The organism is Ferruginibacter sp. HRS2-29, from assembly GCF_024343615.1.
In the GTDB taxonomy this organism is placed as follows: Bacteria; Bacteroidota; Bacteroidia; order Chitinophagales; family Chitinophagaceae; genus Ferruginibacter.
This window is the reverse complement of record NZ_RJUB01000010.1, coordinates 67,699-85,893: the sequence shown is the minus strand read 5'-3', so window position 1 is coordinate 85,893 and position 18,195 is coordinate 67,699. Positions and strand designations below refer to the sequence as shown.

Annotated in this window: 16 protein-coding genes; 6 read left to right on the top strand and 10 right to left on the bottom strand. The window is 44.7% G+C overall.

Annotated elements, in window-relative coordinates; all coding sequences use genetic code 11:
* Window positions 1-128: 128 nt before the first annotated feature.
* From EGI32_RS05515 to EGI32_RS05505, 3 genes are all read right to left on the bottom strand, one after another.
* Entirely contained in the window at window positions 129-971 is an 843-nt protein-coding gene (locus tag EGI32_RS05515) for a DUF6089 family protein (protein ID WP_255154377.1), read from the bottom strand.
* 176 nt (window positions 972-1,147) lie between these two features.
* Window positions 1,148-1,513 (bottom strand): gliding motility lipoprotein GldH, encoded by a 366-nt coding sequence (locus tag EGI32_RS05510; protein ID WP_255154376.1) that lies wholly within the window; start codon window positions 1,511-1,513, stop codon window positions 1,148-1,150.
* 240 nt (window positions 1,514-1,753) lie between these two features.
* The gene (locus EGI32_RS05505; RefSeq protein WP_255154375.1) at window positions 1,754-2,629 is read right to left on the bottom strand and encodes a YicC/YloC family endoribonuclease; all 876 of its coding nucleotides are present in this window, start codon (window positions 2,627-2,629) and stop codon (window positions 1,754-1,756) included.
* A 704-nt stretch (window positions 2,630-3,333) separates the two neighbouring features.
* Here EGI32_RS05505 and EGI32_RS05500 point away from each other — a divergent pair.
* Complete coding sequence (locus EGI32_RS05500; protein ID WP_255154374.1) at window positions 3,334-4,281, top strand: UDP-3-O-(3-hydroxymyristoyl)glucosamine N-acyltransferase; 948 nt, start codon at window positions 3,334-3,336, stop codon at window positions 4,279-4,281.
* 253 nt (window positions 4,282-4,534) lie between these two features.
* Here EGI32_RS05500 and EGI32_RS05495 read toward each other — a convergent pair whose 3' ends face one another.
* The 6 genes from EGI32_RS05495 to pheS form a co-directional block, all read right to left on the bottom strand.
* The gene (locus tag EGI32_RS05495) at window positions 4,535-5,635 is read right to left on the bottom strand and encodes a carboxypeptidase-like regulatory domain-containing protein (protein ID WP_255154373.1); all 1,101 of its coding nucleotides are present in this window, start codon (window positions 5,633-5,635) and stop codon (window positions 4,535-4,537) included.
* Between the two features lie 135 nt (window positions 5,636-5,770).
* Entirely contained in the window at window positions 5,771-6,745 is a 975-nt protein-coding gene (locus EGI32_RS05490; protein WP_255154372.1) for an NAD-dependent epimerase/dehydratase family protein, read from the bottom strand.
* A 144-nt stretch (window positions 6,746-6,889) separates the two neighbouring features.
* Complete coding sequence (locus EGI32_RS05485) at window positions 6,890-7,735, bottom strand: 3-hydroxyacyl-CoA dehydrogenase family protein (protein ID WP_255154371.1); 846 nt, start codon at window positions 7,733-7,735, stop codon at window positions 6,890-6,892.
* Window positions 7,736-7,855: 120 nt separating this feature from the next.
* Entirely contained in the window at window positions 7,856-8,578 is a 723-nt protein-coding gene (locus EGI32_RS05480) for an OmpA family protein (RefSeq protein WP_255154370.1), read from the bottom strand.
* A gap of 76 nt (window positions 8,579-8,654) precedes the next feature.
* Window positions 8,655-9,113, bottom strand: a complete 459-nt coding sequence (locus tag EGI32_RS05475) for a lipocalin family protein (protein ID WP_255154369.1) — start codon at window positions 9,111-9,113, stop codon at window positions 8,655-8,657.
* A 233-nt stretch (window positions 9,114-9,346) separates the two neighbouring features.
* Window positions 9,347-10,378: a phenylalanine--tRNA ligase subunit alpha gene (pheS, locus tag EGI32_RS05470; RefSeq protein WP_255154368.1), complete on the bottom strand. Its 1,032-nt coding sequence runs from the start codon at window positions 10,376-10,378 to the stop codon at window positions 9,347-9,349.
* A gap of 189 nt (window positions 10,379-10,567) precedes the next feature.
* Between pheS and EGI32_RS05465 the strand changes: the two genes are divergently transcribed.
* The 3 genes from EGI32_RS05465 (at window position 10,568) to EGI32_RS05455 (ending at window position 14,125) form a co-directional block, all read left to right on the top strand.
* Window positions 10,568-12,184, top strand: coding sequence for an alpha-glucosidase (locus tag EGI32_RS05465; protein ID WP_255154367.1), 1,617 nt, complete (start codon window positions 10,568-10,570; stop codon window positions 12,182-12,184).
* Between the two features lie 189 nt (window positions 12,185-12,373).
* Window positions 12,374-13,219 carry a polysaccharide deacetylase family protein gene (locus EGI32_RS05460; RefSeq protein ID WP_255154366.1) on the top strand — a complete coding sequence of 282 codons (846 nt, stop codon included), beginning with the start codon at window positions 12,374-12,376 and terminating at the stop codon, window positions 13,217-13,219.
* 117 nt (window positions 13,220-13,336) lie between these two features.
* Window positions 13,337-14,125 carry a Bax inhibitor-1/YccA family protein gene (locus EGI32_RS05455; RefSeq protein ID WP_255154365.1) on the top strand — a complete coding sequence of 263 codons (789 nt, stop codon included), beginning with the start codon at window positions 13,337-13,339 and terminating at the stop codon, window positions 14,123-14,125.
* Between the two features lie 89 nt (window positions 14,126-14,214).
* Here EGI32_RS05455 and EGI32_RS05450 read toward each other — a convergent pair whose 3' ends face one another.
* Entirely contained in the window at window positions 14,215-15,015 is an 801-nt protein-coding gene (locus tag EGI32_RS05450) for a TIGR00266 family protein (protein ID WP_255154364.1), read from the bottom strand.
* Window positions 15,016-15,267: 252 nt separating this feature from the next.
* Here EGI32_RS05450 and EGI32_RS05445 point away from each other — a divergent pair, with 252 nt between their 5' ends.
* A complete protein-coding gene (locus EGI32_RS05445; RefSeq protein ID WP_255154363.1) occupies window positions 15,268-17,058 on the top strand; it encodes a M16 family metallopeptidase in 1,791 nt (596 codons plus the stop codon).
* A gap of 3 nt (window positions 17,059-17,061) precedes the next feature.
* The gene (locus tag EGI32_RS05440; protein ID WP_255154362.1) at window positions 17,062-18,099 is read left to right on the top strand and encodes a pitrilysin family protein; all 1,038 of its coding nucleotides are present in this window, start codon (window positions 17,062-17,064) and stop codon (window positions 18,097-18,099) included.
* The last annotated feature ends 96 nt before the right edge of the window (window positions 18,100-18,195 follow it).

Sequence of the window (18,195 nt, the reverse complement as noted above, 5' to 3'; positions counted from 1 at the left end):
CTTCGCAGATGGTGAATAGGGAATAGTCAATAGTCAAATCTTTGAACCTCTTAAGGTTTACCTATACTGAAAATTCCAAGTAAAAAGAAAGCAGTTCGAAGTTTTGACTATTGACTATTCACTATTCACTACTTCGCTGTAGGGCACCTGTAGCTGCTCAGATTGAACGAAATGCCCACTTCGGCTATCAGATACTGATCTTTTTGCTTTGCAAACCCACGCTGACGGCCTTCCACGCCCAGCGGGCTGGTTGGGTTGATCTCGTAGCTACGATCCTGGAGCGCTGCGGCCACCGGATCTGAAGCAAATTTATCGATTCCGGCATAAGTGGTGCTTACATCATCGATATAATCGGTGCCGGTGAAGCGGTGAGTCACTTCGAACGACAGATTGAATTTTTCGCTGATATTATATTTTATACCCACGCCAAAAGGAATGCAGAAGGAAGTGGTGCCATATGGTTTCCTGCCTTTGTAACCGCCTGGCACATTCTGACCTTCGGTACCCAACGGGCGTAAAAATGTTTTTTCGCCACCAATGAAAGTGTAGGGGTCATAACTGAAAACGCCCACTCCCAAAGTAACATAAGGGGTAAATGCATGGTAAGGATCACCCGGTACAAAACGGAAGAAATTGAAATCTCCCTGTATGGCCAGTTCCCAGATATTTGTATTGAAGCTAAGGTTCCTCAGTTTTTGCACTTCGTTCTTGCTGTAAGTGTCGCTGTAGCCAAGCTGAGCAAAACGGCCCGCGATCCTTGCACCTATATAGTTACCAAATTGTTTGCGATAGAATAAGCCCAGTGCAGGTTTTGGCCTGTTGAGCCCGGCCCTTGTGTTGATATCGCCGAAGTAATGCGCCGCCCCCGCCGTGATACCAAATTCGCCCTGTTGTACGTATTCATAATTCTGTGCACGGGAAGCCTGCGTCAGTGTGATCGCAAAGATCAAAGTAAGGATTATACGGTTCACTTATGTATCTGTTTAGTGGGTGTTTTGAATATTTTCGGCAATAGTAGGTTGCAAAATAAAGAAATGTTTTCTATTTGAAAATTTAATCCTTACCTGCTGTCAGCCTGAGCTTGTCGAAGGCGGGTCATCTTATCTGAAATCCGCCTTCGACAAGCTCAGGCTGACAGCAGGAATCATTAATAGGCTTTTTCCACCCTCAGGCCGGCGCTCATCACATTCGCCAGCGGGTTGTCCCTCATCAGTTGCTGTATTTTGAAATTGTATTCCCCGTTTCTTTTGAAACGGCTCGGTTTGCTGTTGAGCAGTTTTCTTACTTCCCAGATATCCCCCATGCCCGAACCTTCCCAACCTGCGGCATCACTGCCCAGTGAAAGATCGACCTTTTGGGTATACATGCTGTCGCCCGGCGACTGCAGCCCCACATTCAGCCATATATTATTATACTGGTAAGCATCGCTGTGGCGAAGTACTATATATATATATATGCCGAAAGGGTGTCTTGTATATTGAACGTACCGGTAACGGCAAAAGCCGGATTCCATTTATACCCGGGGATGGGCGTGTTTTTTTCAAATATTTCTACCTGCCTGCAGGAGCAAAGCCACACGATCATTATTGTTAATAATAACACGCTCTTTTTGAAAAAAAGATTCCGAAACATATAATTAAACAAAGTTTAGAGATTAGGGTTTAGAGGAGGTTTAGAGATTAGGGTTTAGAGGAGGTTTAGAGATTAGAGTGTAGAGTTTAGGCTAACCCCTAATCTCTGATCCCTAAACTTCTTACAATACATTTAATACCTGCTCTTTCGCTTTTTCCAGTTCGTCTTTCATCTTCACCACGCATTTCTGGATATCGGCATCGTAAGCCTTACTTCCGGTAGTGTTGATCTCCCTTCCGATCTCCTGCAAAACGAACGATAATTTTTTCCCCTTCCCTTCTTCAGAGCTGTTCATGATCTCCCTGAAATATTCGCAGTGTTGTTTGAGACGGATCTGCTCTTCATGGATATCGATCTTTTCCATGTAGTAGATCAGTTCCTGCTCCATCCTGTTGTTGTCGATATTTTCTTTGCCTACATTTTCTTCCAGCAGGCGGAGAATTTCTTCTTTGATCCTTTTTTTACGGTTGGGCTCCAAAGCCAGGATCGCTTCTTCCTGTGCGTTGATATTTTCAATGCGCTGCAACAGGTCTTTTTCAAGCGAAGCGCCTTCACCGATACGATGGTTGTTTAATTCTTTTATAGCCGTTTGCAACACTACCGTAAATTGTTTAAAATCTTCGGGGCTCAATAATTCATTGGCGGGTGAAACCACTTCCGGCAAACGGAGCAAGGCAGCCAGCACCGAATTGGTATCGATGGAGAGCTCCCCGGCCAGCTGATGTATCTGGTTGTAATATGCCTTGATCAATTCGGTGTTGATGGTAACCGGCTTGGTGGTACCATTTTGTTTGATGTTGATATAACAATCGATCGTTCCCCTTCCAAGATTTTCCTGGAGGATGTTGCGGATGTCAAATTCGTATGACTTTAATAATGGAGGGAGCTTCACCTGCAATTCAAACTGTTTTCCATTCAACGCTTTTACTTCTACGAGGAAAGTTTTTTCTCCCACTGTTTGCTCTGCCCTACCAAAGCCTGTCATTGATTTTAGCATAACCGGTTTTTATTTATTGCAAGTTATATTTTATTACACGAATTAAAGCGAATTACACGAATTACACGAATTTTCAATAGAACTGTCATTGCGAGGAACGAAGCAATCTCTTCGCACATCATCGAAGAACTTGAAGAGATTGCTTCGTTCCTCGCAATGACAGTTCTACTAAAAAGTTTTCACTACAATTAACCCCTTCGCTAATCTGTGTAATCCGCGTAATCCAAAAAATCTGTGATAAAAAAAAGCTCAGCATTTTGAGCCGAGCCTTATTATATAGATGGGTTAGTAAGTACCGGGACAGTAAATCCCTTACACAATATTAAAAAGAATTTTTGCTAACATAAAAAATATTTTCAATTATTTTATTCACATTTTATTTATTGCTGTGGATAAGAGCGATCGATCATGCCGCTTTTTTTTGAAACAGCAATTGAAAATGATTTTTATTTTTTAAAACATAAAAATATATGCATCGCTGAAACATGGATGAATAAAGGATTTGATGATGTTGTGTTTTTTATTGATGATAACAGCGTGTAATTTTTAGTGGAGAGGATCATCAACGATCATGTTGTAAAAATGCCTGCAGACTGTGTATTTTTTTGTCACAATTTTTTTTTGAAAAAGTTGCGTAACAACGTCTTTTTTTTACAATTTCAAATAAAACCAAAGGATAGTACCTTTGTGAAAATTTATAAAGTATGCGCTTTCCATCTCCCGTCTCCATACAATTCATCGCGGATCTTGTGCAGGCAAAAATCATTGGCAACGATAAAGGCAATGCAACCGGCATCAACGAATTGCATAAAGTAGAACCCGGCGATCTTGTATTTGTAGATCATCCAAAATATTATGATAAGTGCATCAACAGCGATGCCAGCTTCATCATCATCAATAAAGAAACATCGGTACCGGATGGAAAAGCACTGCTGCTGGTAGATAACCCGTTTGAAGCTTACAGCAAAATCGTAAAACACTTCAGGCCGTTTGAGCCTTCTTCCAAAAACATCAGCGATAGTGCTGTGATCGGCGAAGGCACTTTTATTTATCCCGGTGCATTCATCGGCCATCATGTAACGATCGGGAAGAACTGTATCATTTACCCCAATGTATCCATCATGGATCATTGCGTGATCGGTGATGAAGTGAAGATACAATCGGGTACTGTGATTGGCGGCGACGCGTTTTATTACAATACCAAAAAAGACCGCCCGATGTGGTACAAACAAATGCCCAGTTGCGGCCGGGTGGTGATAGAAGATTTTGTAGAGATCGGGTGCAACTGTACGATCGATCGTGGCGTAAGCCATGATACCGTAATTGGTGCCGGCACCAAATTCGACAACATGATCCACATCGGCCACGATACGGTGATCGGCAAAAATTGTCTCTTTGCGGCATGCGTGATCGTGGCGGGTGTAGTAACCATTGAAGATGGTGTAGTGCTGTGGGGCAACGTGATCGTAAACAAAACACTCACCATTGGCGCCAATGCGGTATTGCTGGCACGCTCCGGCGTTGGCGGCGATCTTGAAGGAAATAAAACCTATTGGGGAGCACCTGCGCAGGAAGCGGGTATTGCCCGAAGGGAACTCGTTTGGATAAAGAGGATCCCGGAGTTGTGGGAGAAAGTAATGAAGAAGAATTAAAAATTACGAATTACGAATTATTGCGAACAACGGAGCGGAGAGGAATCGCAGATTTAAGAGGGATGAAGGGGATTACACAGATTATTTTGCTGGCGCAAAATCAAAAATGCAGTTTATAAGATCATTACAAAATCTTACAAACTGCATTTCCGTTTTTACGAAGTAAAAACAATCTGTGAAATCATTTTATCCCTTTAAATCTGCGATTTCTCCGTTCGCTTCAATCCCATTCGTAATTCGTAATTATTAATTATTAATTGACTACGGGTTTGTAATCGTATGGAAGCAGATCCGCTACCTTATGCCAGGTCCAGTAGGCGCTGATGGCCAGGTCATTCTGATCGTAATAATACCCGTTTTGTTCTATGGTGATAGATTCGTTGGGTTGAAAAGTAACCACTGAAAACTGAAACTCTTTTGGCTCTTCCGGGTTGGCTTCTGTGAATCCTTTGGCAGGTTTTTCTTTTGAATAGATGACGCCCACATTCAGCTGGTTGGGGCGTATTGTTACTGTTTGTGCGCTATCGTCGCGCTGGTAATTCAATGCGCCATAAAAGTCTTTCACTTTGATGGCGGTTTCATTGTCGTTATTTTTTATCACAAACTGAATTTCAAATCCCTGCTCCTTTAGATCTTTATTGTATACGCCCCGCATAAAGTGCAGGATCGATCCCTGGTAAGCTGCCTGCCTGTTGGCTGCCCATTGCGCCAGTTGCTCGTTGTTGGCCGGCGGCATTTCTTCAAACAGCGGAAAACCCGCGTACAGGCTTACTTCGGTAGCATATTCATGTGTAAAGGAATCGAGTGCATATTTGATGGTATAACCCAGGGCTTTGTTTTCGATCAGTAAAGGTTCAGCAGCGGTTACTTTGAGGCGGTTCTTTCTTTTGGAGAAAAAGAATTTTAATATCTCCGGATTTTTGATCGTACAATCTTTGCTGTTGGCAGTTTTGCCGATAAAATTATCCAGGAAAAAACTACCGTACTTTTCCCAGCCGTCTTTCACTTCCGAAGAAGCCACCACGGTAACATCCACCATTTCTTTTTCCTTTTGCTTCAGTTGAAAATTCACATTCCTGTTCTCTTCATTACCGGTAGTCACCCTGCGGCTCTCGCTGTTGTGCCCGGTAAATGTTACTACCAGGTCGTAGCCGCCATTGGGCAGATAGATCGTGTAATTTCCATCGGCGTCAGTAGCGGTACCAATGGTGGTGTTTTGCGCAAATACTGATGCGCCCTGGAGAGGTTGCCCCGTTTCGGCACTCAGCACTTTACCGGTAACTGTGTAAGTTGATTGTGCATTGACGGCAAATCCCGTGCATACAAATAAGAGAAGGGAGAGGAAAAATTTCATGGAATATTTATTTATTTATAAACTGTCTGCTATATGACTGTCAGCCTGAGCTTGTCGAAGGCGGAGTATGTTGGCACCGCCTTCGACAAGCTCAGGCTGACAGTTATATGAAATATTAAGACCGAAATTAGCGGATTACTTGTTAATCTTTTGTTGCAATGCCCTGCAGGTAAAATCAATGGTATCCTGCAGCGCGTGATAAGAAAACCCGGGCAAGGCTTTCAGCAATTTGCTGTTATCAAAATATACTTTTGCCAAAGCGGTAGCGGTGGTTTCTTTGGTAACCAACGGGCTCGTACCCGTAAAAAAACTTTTGATGGCCTGTATCCTCCAGAATGCTTTGGCCATCAGGGGCGTTACTTTTTTGTAGGGCAATCTTTTCCCAAATGCTTTCGCGATCATATCAAATACGGAATGATACGTTACATTTTCGGCGCTGATGATAAATCGTTCTCCCGAAATTTCGCTCCCCATCAACTGGCGCATCGCGGCAGCTACATCCCGCACATCTACAAAACCGGTTATACCTTCGGTGTAATAGGGAAACTCGTCGTATACAGAACGGAATATTTTGGTGGAGCCCTCGTTCCAGTTGGCCGGGCCGAGTATGATCACCGGGTTTACCACCACGGCATCGAGCCCTTCGGCAACGCCCCGCCAGAGTTCCATTTCGCCGAGAAATTTGCTATGGCCGTATTTACTGTTGCTGGTAGCGGGCGTCCATTGCATGCTTTCGTTGATGGTTTCGCCCTCGCGTATCCGCCCCAGCGCCGCCACCGAACTCACGTGCACGATCTTGCGCACACCCGCCGACAATGCGGCATTCACCACATTGCCCGTGCCCTCCACATTTATCTTGTAAAGCCGTTGGGTATCTTTTGGAGAAAAAGAAACAAGCCCTGCACAATGATACACTTCAGAAACAGCTTTCATGGCATTTTCAAGCGCCACCACATCCAGGATATCCGCCTGCTCCTGCATGAAATTGTCATTCAGAAAATCCGGCAGCTTCGTTTTGTTGAAGATGGCCCTCACAGTCTTGCCTTCAGCCAGCAGCTGACGGATGAGTTCTTGTCCCAATAAACCTGCACCGCCTGTGACTAAAACCATAAGGTTGAATGTTGATGGTTGAAAGTTGAATGTTATTTTTATCCGAAATGATTTTATATAAAGCGAGTTCAGTTACAGCGAAATTTGAAACCTGCTAAGTAATATCCGTTGAAAGTACAACTTTCAACCATCAACCTTCAACTTTCAACTGTACTGATAGAACCCCTTCCCCGTCTTCTTCCCCAGTTCACCTTTTTCTACTTTTTCTTTTTGAATGGGTGATGGCCTGAATCGTTCGGCGTTATCAAAAGCCGCGTAAACAGATTCCGAAACAGCATAGTTGATATCCATACCAATCAGATCCATCAGCCTGAATGGGCCCATTTTGAAACCTGCCGCTTCCATAGCAGCATCCACATTTTCGATGGTGGCTATTTTCTGCTCCACCAGTTTCATCGCTTCGAGGTAATAATGTCTTGCTACGCGGTTTACGATAAAACCGGGCGCATCATTGCACAATACCGGTGTCTTTTTCAGATCGAGGCAAAGCTGCATTACTTCTGAAGCCGTAGCATCGTCTGTTTGAGCACCTTTTACCACTTCCACCAGTTTCATCACATTGGCGGGATTGAAAAAATGCATGCCCACTACTCTGCCGGGTGATGGAATATTTTTTTGTATGGCTGTAATGGAAAGCGAAGAAGTATTGCTCGCCAGGATAGTGGAAGGAGCATTGATGGCGGCAAGGCTGATGAATATTTTTTCTTTAGCTTCCAGTTTTTCCACGATGGCTTCTATCACTATATCCGCCAGGCATTCATCGGCATTGGTGGTAAATAGAAGATGCTGTAGTATCACGGTCTTCTGTGCTTCGCTAATCTTTTCCTTACTGATGAGGAAATCGAGGTTTTTGCCAATGAGTAATTTTGCGCTTTCCAGCACATTCTCATTGATATCGAAAAGCACTACTTCAAAACCATTCTGGGCAGCCGTGAGCGCTATTCCGCTTCCCATGGTACCGGCACCAACAACGCATACTTTTTTTATCATGTTGCAAAAATAGAGGATATTTTTTTGTTCACGCAAAGCAGCAAGGCTTAAAGGCAAAAGGCGCAAAGCATATAATTATACTTTGCGCCTTTGCGATCTCTTTGCTTCTTTGCGTGAAACCTATGGATTTTTATCCGCCTCTACTTTGGCATCTGTCTTCATCTTTTCATTGGCTGTTACCGCAAATTCCACCCTGCGGTTCAACGCCCTGTTTTCTGCAGTAAGATTATCTACTTTTGGCTGAGCTTCTCCGTACCATTTGATAGAAAGCCTGGAAGCCGCAATACCGGCTGCTTTCAGATAGTTACCTACCGCTTCTGCCCTTTTTTCCGACAAGGTCATGTTGTAGGCATCTGCCCCTACATCATCCGTATGGCCTTCTACCAGGATATTCGTTTCGGGGTATTCGTTGAATATTTTTACCAGCTTGTCCAATGCCAGCTTGGAATTGGCGGTGATATCAAATTTTGCGGTAGCGAAGTAAACTCCGGCTTTGCTTCCATCAGGATTGTTTTCATCAAACGTCACATTGATACCTTCACCTACCCTTTCTACTTTTGCTCCCGGGATCTCCGTTTTGATCTTTTCCGCCTGCTTATCCATTTTGTTACCGATAATACCACCGGCTACACCGCCGATAGCAGCCCCAAGGATAGCTCCCAGCGCAGTATTTTTTCCTTTACCGATATTGTTTCCCAGGATACCGCCGATCACAGCCCCACTGGTAGCACCAACGGCCACACCTTTATCCTGGTTGCTGGATTTTTTAATGGTTTCGCAACCGCTGGCAAGGATCACCACTGCCACGGCTGATAATATTGTATTGCTGAATATGTGTTTCATAATGTTTTAGTTTTTTAATTTCTAATGAACGCACCCCCTGTCATTTGGCGGGGCACGCAAAGGCTCATTCCTGCAGTTATTTTGTTCTTACAAAATTATAAATGAACGATGCCGGTTTGCCTTCGAAAGTGATATCACTCCTGAGCTGCATCGTGTTGTCGTTAAGCTGTAAAATGGTGAAGCGGAAGCCGGCACCTGCATCGATCTCTTTCAGTTTATCATCCAGCCTTTTGAACTGGAATAGTTTCGGTTGGCCCGGAGCTTCGTAAATAGACCAGCGGATCTGCCTTTTGATGGCTACACATTCGCCTGAATTTTGTGCGATGTTGTAACTGCCCAGGCTGTTGTTGCCGTTGAAACTCCAGCTGCTTCCTACAAAACAATTGAAATCTTCTTCATTGAAGATCTGTGCTTTGATCTTGCCGGTTATTCCTTCGGTAACTACGGTTTCCAGCTGCCAGTTGCCATCGACGGTCCTTCTTTGTACACGGGCTTCTTTGGAAGTGGAGCATGCCGCGAATAGGATTGCGGACATGCAAAAAAGTAAATATATCTTTTTCATGATGCTGTGGGTTTAATTATATAGACGAAGAATTTTCAATTATGATGCCAAATAGTGAATAGTCAATAGTCAATGGTCAAATCTTCGGAGGTTGCACGTTGAATGAAGTTTACTTATCCAGAAGTTTATATACAAGATATTCAACCGTATAGATCTGAAAAAAATAGTACACTTCAAAGATTTGACTATTGACTATTCTCTATTGACTAATAAGCTGCTTTGAATTGATTCAAAAACCGGATATCATTTTCGCTGAAAAGCCGGAGATCCTTCACATCATATTTGAGCATGGTGATCCTTTCCACGCCCATCCCGAACGCGAAGCCGGTGTATTTGTTGCTGTCGATCCCGCAATTTTCCAGCACTTTGGGGTGCACCATTCCCGATCCGAGAATCTCTACCCAGCCTGTTTTTTTGCACACATTACAGCCGCTGCCACCACAGATCAGGCAGCTGATATCCATTTCGGCGCTTGGCTCGGTGAAGGGGAAATAAGAAGGGCGGAAACGGACTTTCACATCCTGCCCGAACATTTCCTGTACGAAGAAATAAAGTGTTTGTTTGAGATCGGCGAAAGAAACATTTTCGGCAATGTACAATCCTTCTACCTGGTTGAAGAAACAATGCGCCCTGGCGCTGATGGTTTCGTTGCGGTATACCCTTCCCGGGCAAATGATGCGCAAAGGCAGTTTACCTTTTTGCATTTCGCGTATCTGTACGCTGCTGGTGTGCGTGCGCAACAGCCAGGCAGGATCTTCATTGAGGTAAAACGTATCCTGCATATCCCTTGCAGGGTGGTTTTCCGGCAGGTTGAGGGCGGAAAAATTATGCCAGTCGTCTTCTATTTCAGGCCCTTCGGCTACGGCAAATCCCAGGGTCTGGAAAATGCTCATGATCTTGTTCTGCACGATGCTGATCGGGTGCCTGGTACCCAGCGGCAGATCATCGCCGGGAAGGCTGTAATCGACCGTACCTATGATTTCGCCACTATCTTCACCAACAGCAGATTTCAATTCTTCAAATTTATTTTCAACGGATATTTTGAACTCATTGAGCATGAAACCTGCCATCTTTTTTTGATCAGCAGGTACATTTTTCATTTCTCCCATGATTGATTTTACTAATCCCTTAGTTCCAAGATATTTTATCCTGAAGGCCTCTAATTCATCTTTTGTAGAAACGATTGCATTTTCAATTTCCTTTTCGTATTGCTCTATTTGAATTCTTAACTGTTCCATTTTGCAAAGATAACGAGCAATGCGCAATAGACAATGAAGGCGGCTATTACTATTAAATTGTTACGTTTCTCTACCGCAGAGAACAAGAGTGGCCAGAGTTTTCGCAGAGATACTCTGCGTAAACTCTGCTCTCTCCTTTCTCTGCGGTGAGAAAAATATCGATATATTTAGAGTCACAATTCTTTGTAAATGAGATTCTACGCTTCCCTCATCCCTTTTTTGACTCTTGTCACTTCGTTTACAGCCGTTGGCCAGTCAACCCAAAAAACCTGGTGGAAAGAGAGTGTTTTTTACGAAATCTACATGCCCAGTTATGCCGACAGCAATGGCGATGGCTACGGTGATTTTAAGGGAATGGAGGCTAAACTGGATCATTTGCAAAAGTTGGGCGTAAAAGGTATCTGGCTCACCCCTTTCCTGCTCTCGCCAAAGGTGGACAATGGATACGATGTGGCCAGTTATTACGACATCGATCCGGTGTATGGAAATACGGATGATTTTAAAAACTATGTTGCAGAAGCGCACAAACGCGGCATAAAAGTGATCATGGATATGGTGCTTAACCATACTTCTACCGAAAGCAAATGGTTTAAGGAAGCCAGTAAGGGCAAGGATAATCCTTACCGCGATTATTATATCTGGCGGGACAAGCCCAATAACTGGGAATCATTTTTTGGAGGGCCGGCCTGGCAAAAAGACCCACTGAGCGGTCAATATTACTACCACAAATTTGATGTAAAAATGGCCGACCTCAACTGGTCGAACCCACAGGTGGTAAAAGAGGTACAGGAAGCGCTGCGTTACTGGCTCAACCTTGGGGTGGATGGCTTCCGGCTGGATGTGATCAATTTTTTGACTACAGAAAGTATCCTTACAGACAACCCTGTAAAGGAGGGTAAACAGGAACATCAATACGATATCGATCAGGCCGGTGTAAAAGATGCCATCCAAAAAATAAGGGCGGTGGTGGATGAATACAAGGATCGTTTTATCGTTGGAGAGATCGGCAGCGACAAGATAGATATACTGAAACAATACCAGTCGCCGGGATTACTGGATGTGGTCTTTAATTTCAACTTCGGGAGCATTCCGTCATTTTCCACGAAGCGGATCTACGACGAATTACAAAGCATGGAAAATAATATGCCGGGGTACCCTACCCTATTTTTCGGTAGTCATGATATGCCGAGGATAATGGACCGGCTGGCGGGCAATGATCCTGAAAAAGCACTGGCACTGGCGGCGTTGATGCTGACTGCCAAAGGGATTCCGTTTATTTATTATGGCGAGGAGATCGGCATGCGGAATACCATCGCTAAAACTCCTGAAGAGATGAGAGATATACAGGGAAAAACTTTTTACAAACTCGCCATTGATGCAGGGAAAAACCCTGCCGCTGCACTTGTGGAAGGCAATGACCATAACCGCGACAAATCCCGCAGCCCCATGCAATGGGATAGCTCTCCTTTTGCAGGCTTTTCTACCCGGCAATCGTGGATACCGGTGAACAGTGATTTTGATTCTGTAAATGTTGAGAGACTGCAACAGGCCCCATACTCCATTTTGAACGGCTATAAACAATTGATAGCGCTGCGCAATTCGGAAAAAGCGTTGCAATACGGCCGCTATAAAAATCTGCAGCTGAGCAATGACCTGCTGTCTTTTGAACGCATTTACAAAAAAGAAAAGATCACCGTAGTGATCAATTTTGGAAAAGGGATGCGGAAAATACAGCCGGGCAAAAAACTACGGATACTTTACGGAACCGATGTGTTGGTGGAAAATGGAGTGGCTATCTACAAGTGAAAGGCCGATGCGGGTTGCTGGATGCGGGTTGCTGGATATCGTAGCGAAGAAATCAGCGAAGGTTCATCCTAAAGAACATCCAGTAACCAGCAACCAGTATCGGCTTTAGATTAACCTTCAATTAACAATCCCGGTTTGCAAAATGATTTCCCTTGCATCTATCTTCACATCCATAAACCAACATACATTATGGACGCCGGCCCCGGTGGATATTTCAACAGCTCGACCCTGTTCAAAACATCCCTTCTGACAATTGCCTTCAGCACATTTTACATTTACGAAACAAAAAAAAGAGCGACCCTTTTCAAACCGGTGATCGTGAAAGCGGATACCGTGGTTACGGTGAAACTGGCGCCGGTGGTTGCTAAAAAGAAAAAGACGATCTACCTCACGTTCGACGATGGCCCCAACAAGGGTACACGAAAAGTGATGGACATCATGGATGCCGAAAAAATCCCAGCCACCGTATTCGTCATTGGTGAACATGTGTATGGCAGCAAGGAGCAACGTGCCATCTACGATAGCCTGATCATCAACAAACTTTTCGAAATAGCCAACCACAGTTATTCGCATGCGTTTGAAAACAAGTACCGCCAGTTCTACGATCAGCCCGACAGCATGGTAAAGGACTTCGCACGTTGTGCGGATAGCCTGCAGCTGACGACCAATATCGTACGTACGCCCGGCCGGAATGTGTGGCGAACTTCCACGGTAAACAGTACCGACATCAAAACCACTTCGGCAGCGGCGGACAGCCTGCAGCGAAAAGGTTTTAAAGCGATCGGCTGGGACCTGGAATGGCATTTTACCAACGACCAGAAACTGGTGCAGTCGGATACTTTATTATTGCAGCAGATAGACAGCCTTTTTGCAAAGAACAGGACCAAAATGCCCAACAGCCTCGTGTTGCTGGCGCACGACCGCACTTTTTTAAGCCCGGCCGACAGCAGCGCTCTTCACCGGCTGATCATTGCCCTTAAAAAAAGGGATGAGTATAATTTTGAAACCGTGAGTCAATACCCGGGGCTCAATTAAGAATTAAAAATTAAGAATGTGGGTGCATATCAGTTGAAGTATGATTTTCTGATTCCCTTTATAAAAGATTTCTTTTTCTTAAGTTATTGATTAATTTTATTAGCTAAACTATCATCTATGTCTATTTTTAAATCGGGCAACCCTACCCTTTCGGAAAAACGGTTCAACAGCACCATACTGGATGAGATCGCTGACACCGGTAATTCCATGACCGTAAAAGGAACGCTGAATAAATTCGGTTTTCTATTTTTAATGACACTTGGCACCGCTTTTTATGCATGGCGTGAATTCTCCGGCGGCGGCAATGTATATCCATTGATCCTTACCGGAGCTATCGGCGGACTGGTGGTGGCGCTCATCATCATGTTTAAAAAAGAATGGAGCCCATACCTTGCACCGGCTTACGCTTTGCTCGAAGGTTTATTTGTAGGAAGCGTTTCTGCTTATTTCGAATACGCTGTATCAAGCCGCCAGGGTGGTTATGCCGGCGGTTATGGTGGAATTGTGATACAGGCGGTAGCGCTCACTTTTTGCGTGGTAGCTGCCATGTTTCTCCTGTATAAATTCAACATCATCCGTGCGACAAAAACTTTCAGGGCGATTGTAGTTACTGCTACTGCAGCTATCGCACTATTTTACCTGGTTTGTTTCGGGCTTAATCTTGCCGGTATAAACCTGCCTTCTTTCCTGTTGCAGGGTTCTGCTATCGGGATCGGCTTTTCAGTATTCGTGGTGGCGCTTGCCGCGATGAACCTCATCCTCGATTTTGACATGATAGAAAAAGGCGCCGAAATGGGTGCTCCAAAATACATGGAATGGTATGGCGCTTTCGGCCTGCTTGTTACCATCGTTTGGTTGTACCTGGAAATATTACGGTTACTTTCCAAGCTGAATAGCAGAAATTAATTTTCTATAAGATAATAAAATAGCCGCTCCATGAGCGGCTATTTTATTATCCATTATTAATTCTTAATTTTTAATTCTTAATTGAATTTTTATTCCCTACCGTCCAGCAAATTCCCCAATCCCCCCAGTATACTTCCTTCTTCTTTTCTTCCCCCCGTTTGCGGAGCATATTGGAATATCCTTCCTGCGAGGCGACTGATCGGCAGCGATTGCAGCCACACTTTTCCCGGCCCCTGCAGTTTCGCGAAAAATAACCCTTCGCCACCAAACATCCAGTTGCGTACACCACGGATAAATTCTATGTCAAAATCAACACCGGCGGTGTAGGCTACGATACAGCCCGTATCTACCTTCAATATTTCTCCCGGCTGCAGATCCCTTTCCACGATATATCCGCCTGCATGCGCAAACGCCAGTCCATCGCCTTCCAGTTTTTCCATGATAAACCCTTCGCCACCAAAGATACCCGTGCCGAGCCTTTTTTGAAATTCGATGCCGATACTCACCCCTTTGGCAGCGCAAAGAAATGCATCCTTTTGTGCAATGATCTTTCCGCCCAGTTTGGAGAGATCAAAAACGATGATCTTCCCGGTATAGGGAGCTGCAAAGCTCACTTTCCTTTTCCCCTGCCCTATATTGGTAAATGCCGTCATAAAGAGGCTTTCTCCCACCAAGAGGCGTTTTCCGGCACTCATCAATTTACCCAGGAAGCCGCCCGATTGCTGCTGCTGGCTGCCATCGCCAAAGATGGTCTGCATCTGTATGCCTTCCTCCATCATCATGAAGCTGCCGCTTTCGGCGATCGCTGTCTCGGAAGGATCGAGTTCTATCTCTACAAATTGTAATTCTTCGCCGTAAATACGGTAATCTATTTCGTGTGATGTTGCCATTGGTTTATTTTTTCATAAAATTAAAGAGAAACCACAGAGTAATACAGAGTTTTTTCACGGAGACACGCTGGCTCCTCTGTGATGAACCCATGCTTTTGATATGCTTTTTTTCTTCCCGTCTTCCCGGCTAATTTTTTGCCGGGAAGACGGGAAGAAAAAGCCCAACGGCCGTGGAGTATTACAAACTTCAGTAAATACAAAGCATCGAATAACAGATAATTATTGCGTAATTTCGGACACAAAAATTTTTGTATGAAGAAATATATACAGTTGCTTACAGTCCTCTGCATAGCAGGGCATACCGGTTTTGCGCAGGCGAAGCTGGTAGAAAAAGTTGTGAAAAAAGGTGATGAAATGGTCATCCCTTATGAAAAATATGTTTTGCCCAACGGGCTGACCGTTTTGCTGGCAGAGGATCACAGCGATCCGCTGGTACATGTGGATATTACCTATCACGTGGGAAGTGCCCGTGAAGAGATCGGCAAAAGTGGCTTCGCACATTTCTTCGAGCACATGATGTTCCAGGGAAGCGACAATGTGGGGGACGAACAGCACTTCAAGATCATCAGCGAAGCAGGCGGAACGCTGAATGGCAGCACCAACCTCGACAGGACGAATTACTACGAGACCGTTCCCGCCAATCAGCTGGAAAAAATGCTGTGGCTGGAAAGTGACCGCATGGGCTTCCTGCTCGATGCCGTTACACAGAAAAAATTTGAGATACAACGCAGTACTGTAAAGAACGAACGCGGACAGAATTACGATAACCGTCCTTATGGTTTGCTGAGCGAATTCACCAGCAAAAATCTTTACCCATACGGCCATCCGTACAGCTGGCTCACCATCGGCTACATCGAAGACCTGAACAGGGTGGATGTACAGGATCTGAAAAATTTCTTTTTGAGGTGGTATGGCCCGAACAATGCCACCATCACCATCGGCGGCGATCTTGATCCGGCAACAACCATCAGGCTGGTAGAAAAATATTTTGGCAGCATCCCACGCGGGCCTGAAGTGACTCCTACTGTTCTGGCCCCGGTAAAACTTACTTCTGACAGGTATGTAAGTTTTGTAGATAATTATGCAAGGTTGCCTTTGCTGGTAAAAACTTTTCCTACTGTAAAAAACTATGATAAGGATATGGCTCCACTGGCCTGCCTTGCGCAGGTACTTGGCCAGGGAAAAAATTCCATCCTGTATCAACAAATGGTAAAGCCTCAGAAAGCGATCAATGCAACTGCGTTTAGCCGTATGAGTGAGTTGAGTGGCGAATTTTCTGTACAGATCACCCCATTCCCGGGCAACAGCCTTTCATCGCTGGATAGTTTGTTTGCCGCATCCCTGGTGGCATTCGAGCAACGGGGTGTTACGGATGATGACATCCTGAAATTCAAAGGCGGCATCGAATCGCAATATATTAACGGGCTGCAAAGTGTTTCAGGAAAAGTATCGCAGCTGGCTGCATTCCAGACATTCACCGGCAATCCTAACATGATCGGCAAACTGCTGGCCATGTACCAGTCGGTAACCAAAGAAGATGTGATGAGGGTGTACAATGAATATATCAAAGGAAAAGCTTCGGTAACTGTGAGCGTGCTTACAAAAGACAACAGGGCCATTGAGGCTAAACCGGACAATTATAAAGTTGATACCACGCAATATACACGCCCCGATTACGGCTATGCCGGATTGAAATATGTAAAAGCTGCAGATAATTTCGATCGCAAGCAAATGCCTGGCAACGGCGCTTCTCCACTCATAAAAGTACCGGCTTTCTGGAAAAAGAACCTGGCGAATGGCATCAAAGTGATCGGCACTGAAAACACCGAAATTCCGGTGGTGACCATCTCCATCAAAATTCCGGGAGGACAGCTTGCAGAAACCGATATCCCTACAAAATCAGGCATAGCGGGCATTACAGCCAGCATGATGAATGAGGATACCAAAAAATATACTGCCGAGCAAATGGCGCTGGCCCTTCAGAAACTGGGCAGCAACATCAATATTTCAAGTTCTTTTGATTACACAGTGATCACAGTGTAGACATTGAAAAAGAATGTGGCCGCTACATTGGAACTGCTGGAAGAAAAATTGCTGCACCCGAATTTTACGCAAGATGCATTTACAAGGATACAGAAGCAGGCGCTGGAAGGTTTCAAGCAAAGGAAATCTCAGCCCGCATCTATCGCTACTACTGTGTACGACAAGATCAATTATGGTAACACTATTTTAGGTATGAGTGATAACGGCACGGAACTGACGATCAAAAATCTCACACTGAAAGATGTGGAAGATTTTTATTCCGGCAATCTTACTTCGCAGGATGCAAAAGTGGTGATAGCGGGTGATATCAAAGAAAATGAAATATTGCCTAAGCTGGCGTTCCTGAATTCGTTGCCGAATAAAAAAATTGCGGTAGAAAAACCAGCGAAACCTGCTCCTCTTACAAAAACCGTGATCTACCTGGTAGATGTACCAAAGGCTGCGCAGACGGAGTTTCGTGTAGGCAGCGCCAATGGATTGCTGTATGATGCCACCGGAGAGTATTATAAACTTGGGTTGGCGAATTATGTATTGGGTGGTGATTTTAACAGCAGGCTCAACATCAACCTTAGAGAAGACAAGGGCTGGACCTACGGTGCACGCTCTTCGTTCCAGAGTGATAAATACAGTGGAAAATTCACATTCAGTTCGGGCATACGTGCCGATGCTACGGATAGTGCATTGACTGAAGTGATCAGGGAAATTAAAAATTATGCAGCGGCCGGGATCACTCCGCAGGAGATCAGTTTCATGAAAAGCGCTTTGGTGCAAAGGGATGCGCTGGCATATGAAACAGGAGCGCAAAAAGCCAGTTTCATCGGCCGCATGCTGGAGTACAACCTGCCGGCGAATTTTGTAGAAACACAAAATAAGATCCTCAAAGGGATCACCAAACCGGAAATTGACGCATTGGTAAAAAAATGGCTGAATACCGACAAGGTGAATATCCTGCTGGTGGGTGATAAGGCGAAAATACTGCCGGGCTTGCAGAAATTTGGTTACGAGATCATCGAGCTGGATGCTGACGGGAACAGGAAATAAGTTATTTTTTGGAATAACAAAAAATGCCGCAATTGTTGCGGCATTTTTTATTGGGTTGACTACCGGGAGTAGACTACCACGAGTAGACTACCACAG

Excerpts from the sequence above, each read along its gene's own strand:
- EGI32_RS05510 (WP_255154376.1), bottom strand. The coding sequence starts at position 1,513 with ATGGAATCCGGCTTTTGCCGTTACCGGTACGTTCAATATACAAGACAC.
- EGI32_RS05505 (WP_255154375.1), bottom strand. The coding sequence starts at position 2,629 with ATGCTAAAATCAATGACAGGCTTTGGTAGGGCAGAGCAAACAGTGGGA.
- EGI32_RS05500 (WP_255154374.1), top strand. The coding sequence starts at position 3,334 with ATGCGCTTTCCATCTCCCGTCTCCATACAATTCATCGCGGATCTTGTG.
- EGI32_RS05495 (WP_255154373.1), bottom strand. The coding sequence starts at position 5,635 with ATGAAATTTTTCCTCTCCCTTCTCTTATTTGTATGCACGGGATTTGCC.
- EGI32_RS05490 (WP_255154372.1), bottom strand. The coding sequence starts at position 6,745 with ATGGTTTTAGTCACAGGCGGTGCAGGTTTATTGGGACAAGAACTCATC.
- EGI32_RS05485 (WP_255154371.1), bottom strand. The coding sequence starts at position 7,735 with ATGATAAAAAAAGTATGCGTTGTTGGTGCCGGTACCATGGGAAGCGGA.
- EGI32_RS05480 (WP_255154370.1), bottom strand. The coding sequence starts at position 8,578 with ATGAAACACATATTCAGCAATACAATATTATCAGCCGTGGCAGTGGTG.
- EGI32_RS05475 (WP_255154369.1), bottom strand. The coding sequence starts at position 9,113 with ATGTCCGCAATCCTATTCGCGGCATGCTCCACTTCCAAAGAAGCCCGT.
- pheS (WP_255154368.1), bottom strand. The coding sequence starts at position 10,378 with ATGGAACAGTTAAGAATTCAAATAGAGCAATACGAAAAGGAAATTGAA.
- EGI32_RS05465 (WP_255154367.1), top strand. The coding sequence starts at position 10,568 with ATGAGATTCTACGCTTCCCTCATCCCTTTTTTGACTCTTGTCACTTCG.
- EGI32_RS05460 (WP_255154366.1), top strand. The coding sequence starts at position 12,374 with ATGGACGCCGGCCCCGGTGGATATTTCAACAGCTCGACCCTGTTCAAA.
- EGI32_RS05455 (WP_255154365.1), top strand. The coding sequence starts at position 13,337 with ATGTCTATTTTTAAATCGGGCAACCCTACCCTTTCGGAAAAACGGTTC.
- EGI32_RS05450 (WP_255154364.1), bottom strand. The coding sequence starts at position 15,015 with ATGGCAACATCACACGAAATAGATTACCGTATTTACGGCGAAGAATTA.
- EGI32_RS05445 (WP_255154363.1), top strand. The coding sequence starts at position 15,268 with ATGAAGAAATATATACAGTTGCTTACAGTCCTCTGCATAGCAGGGCAT.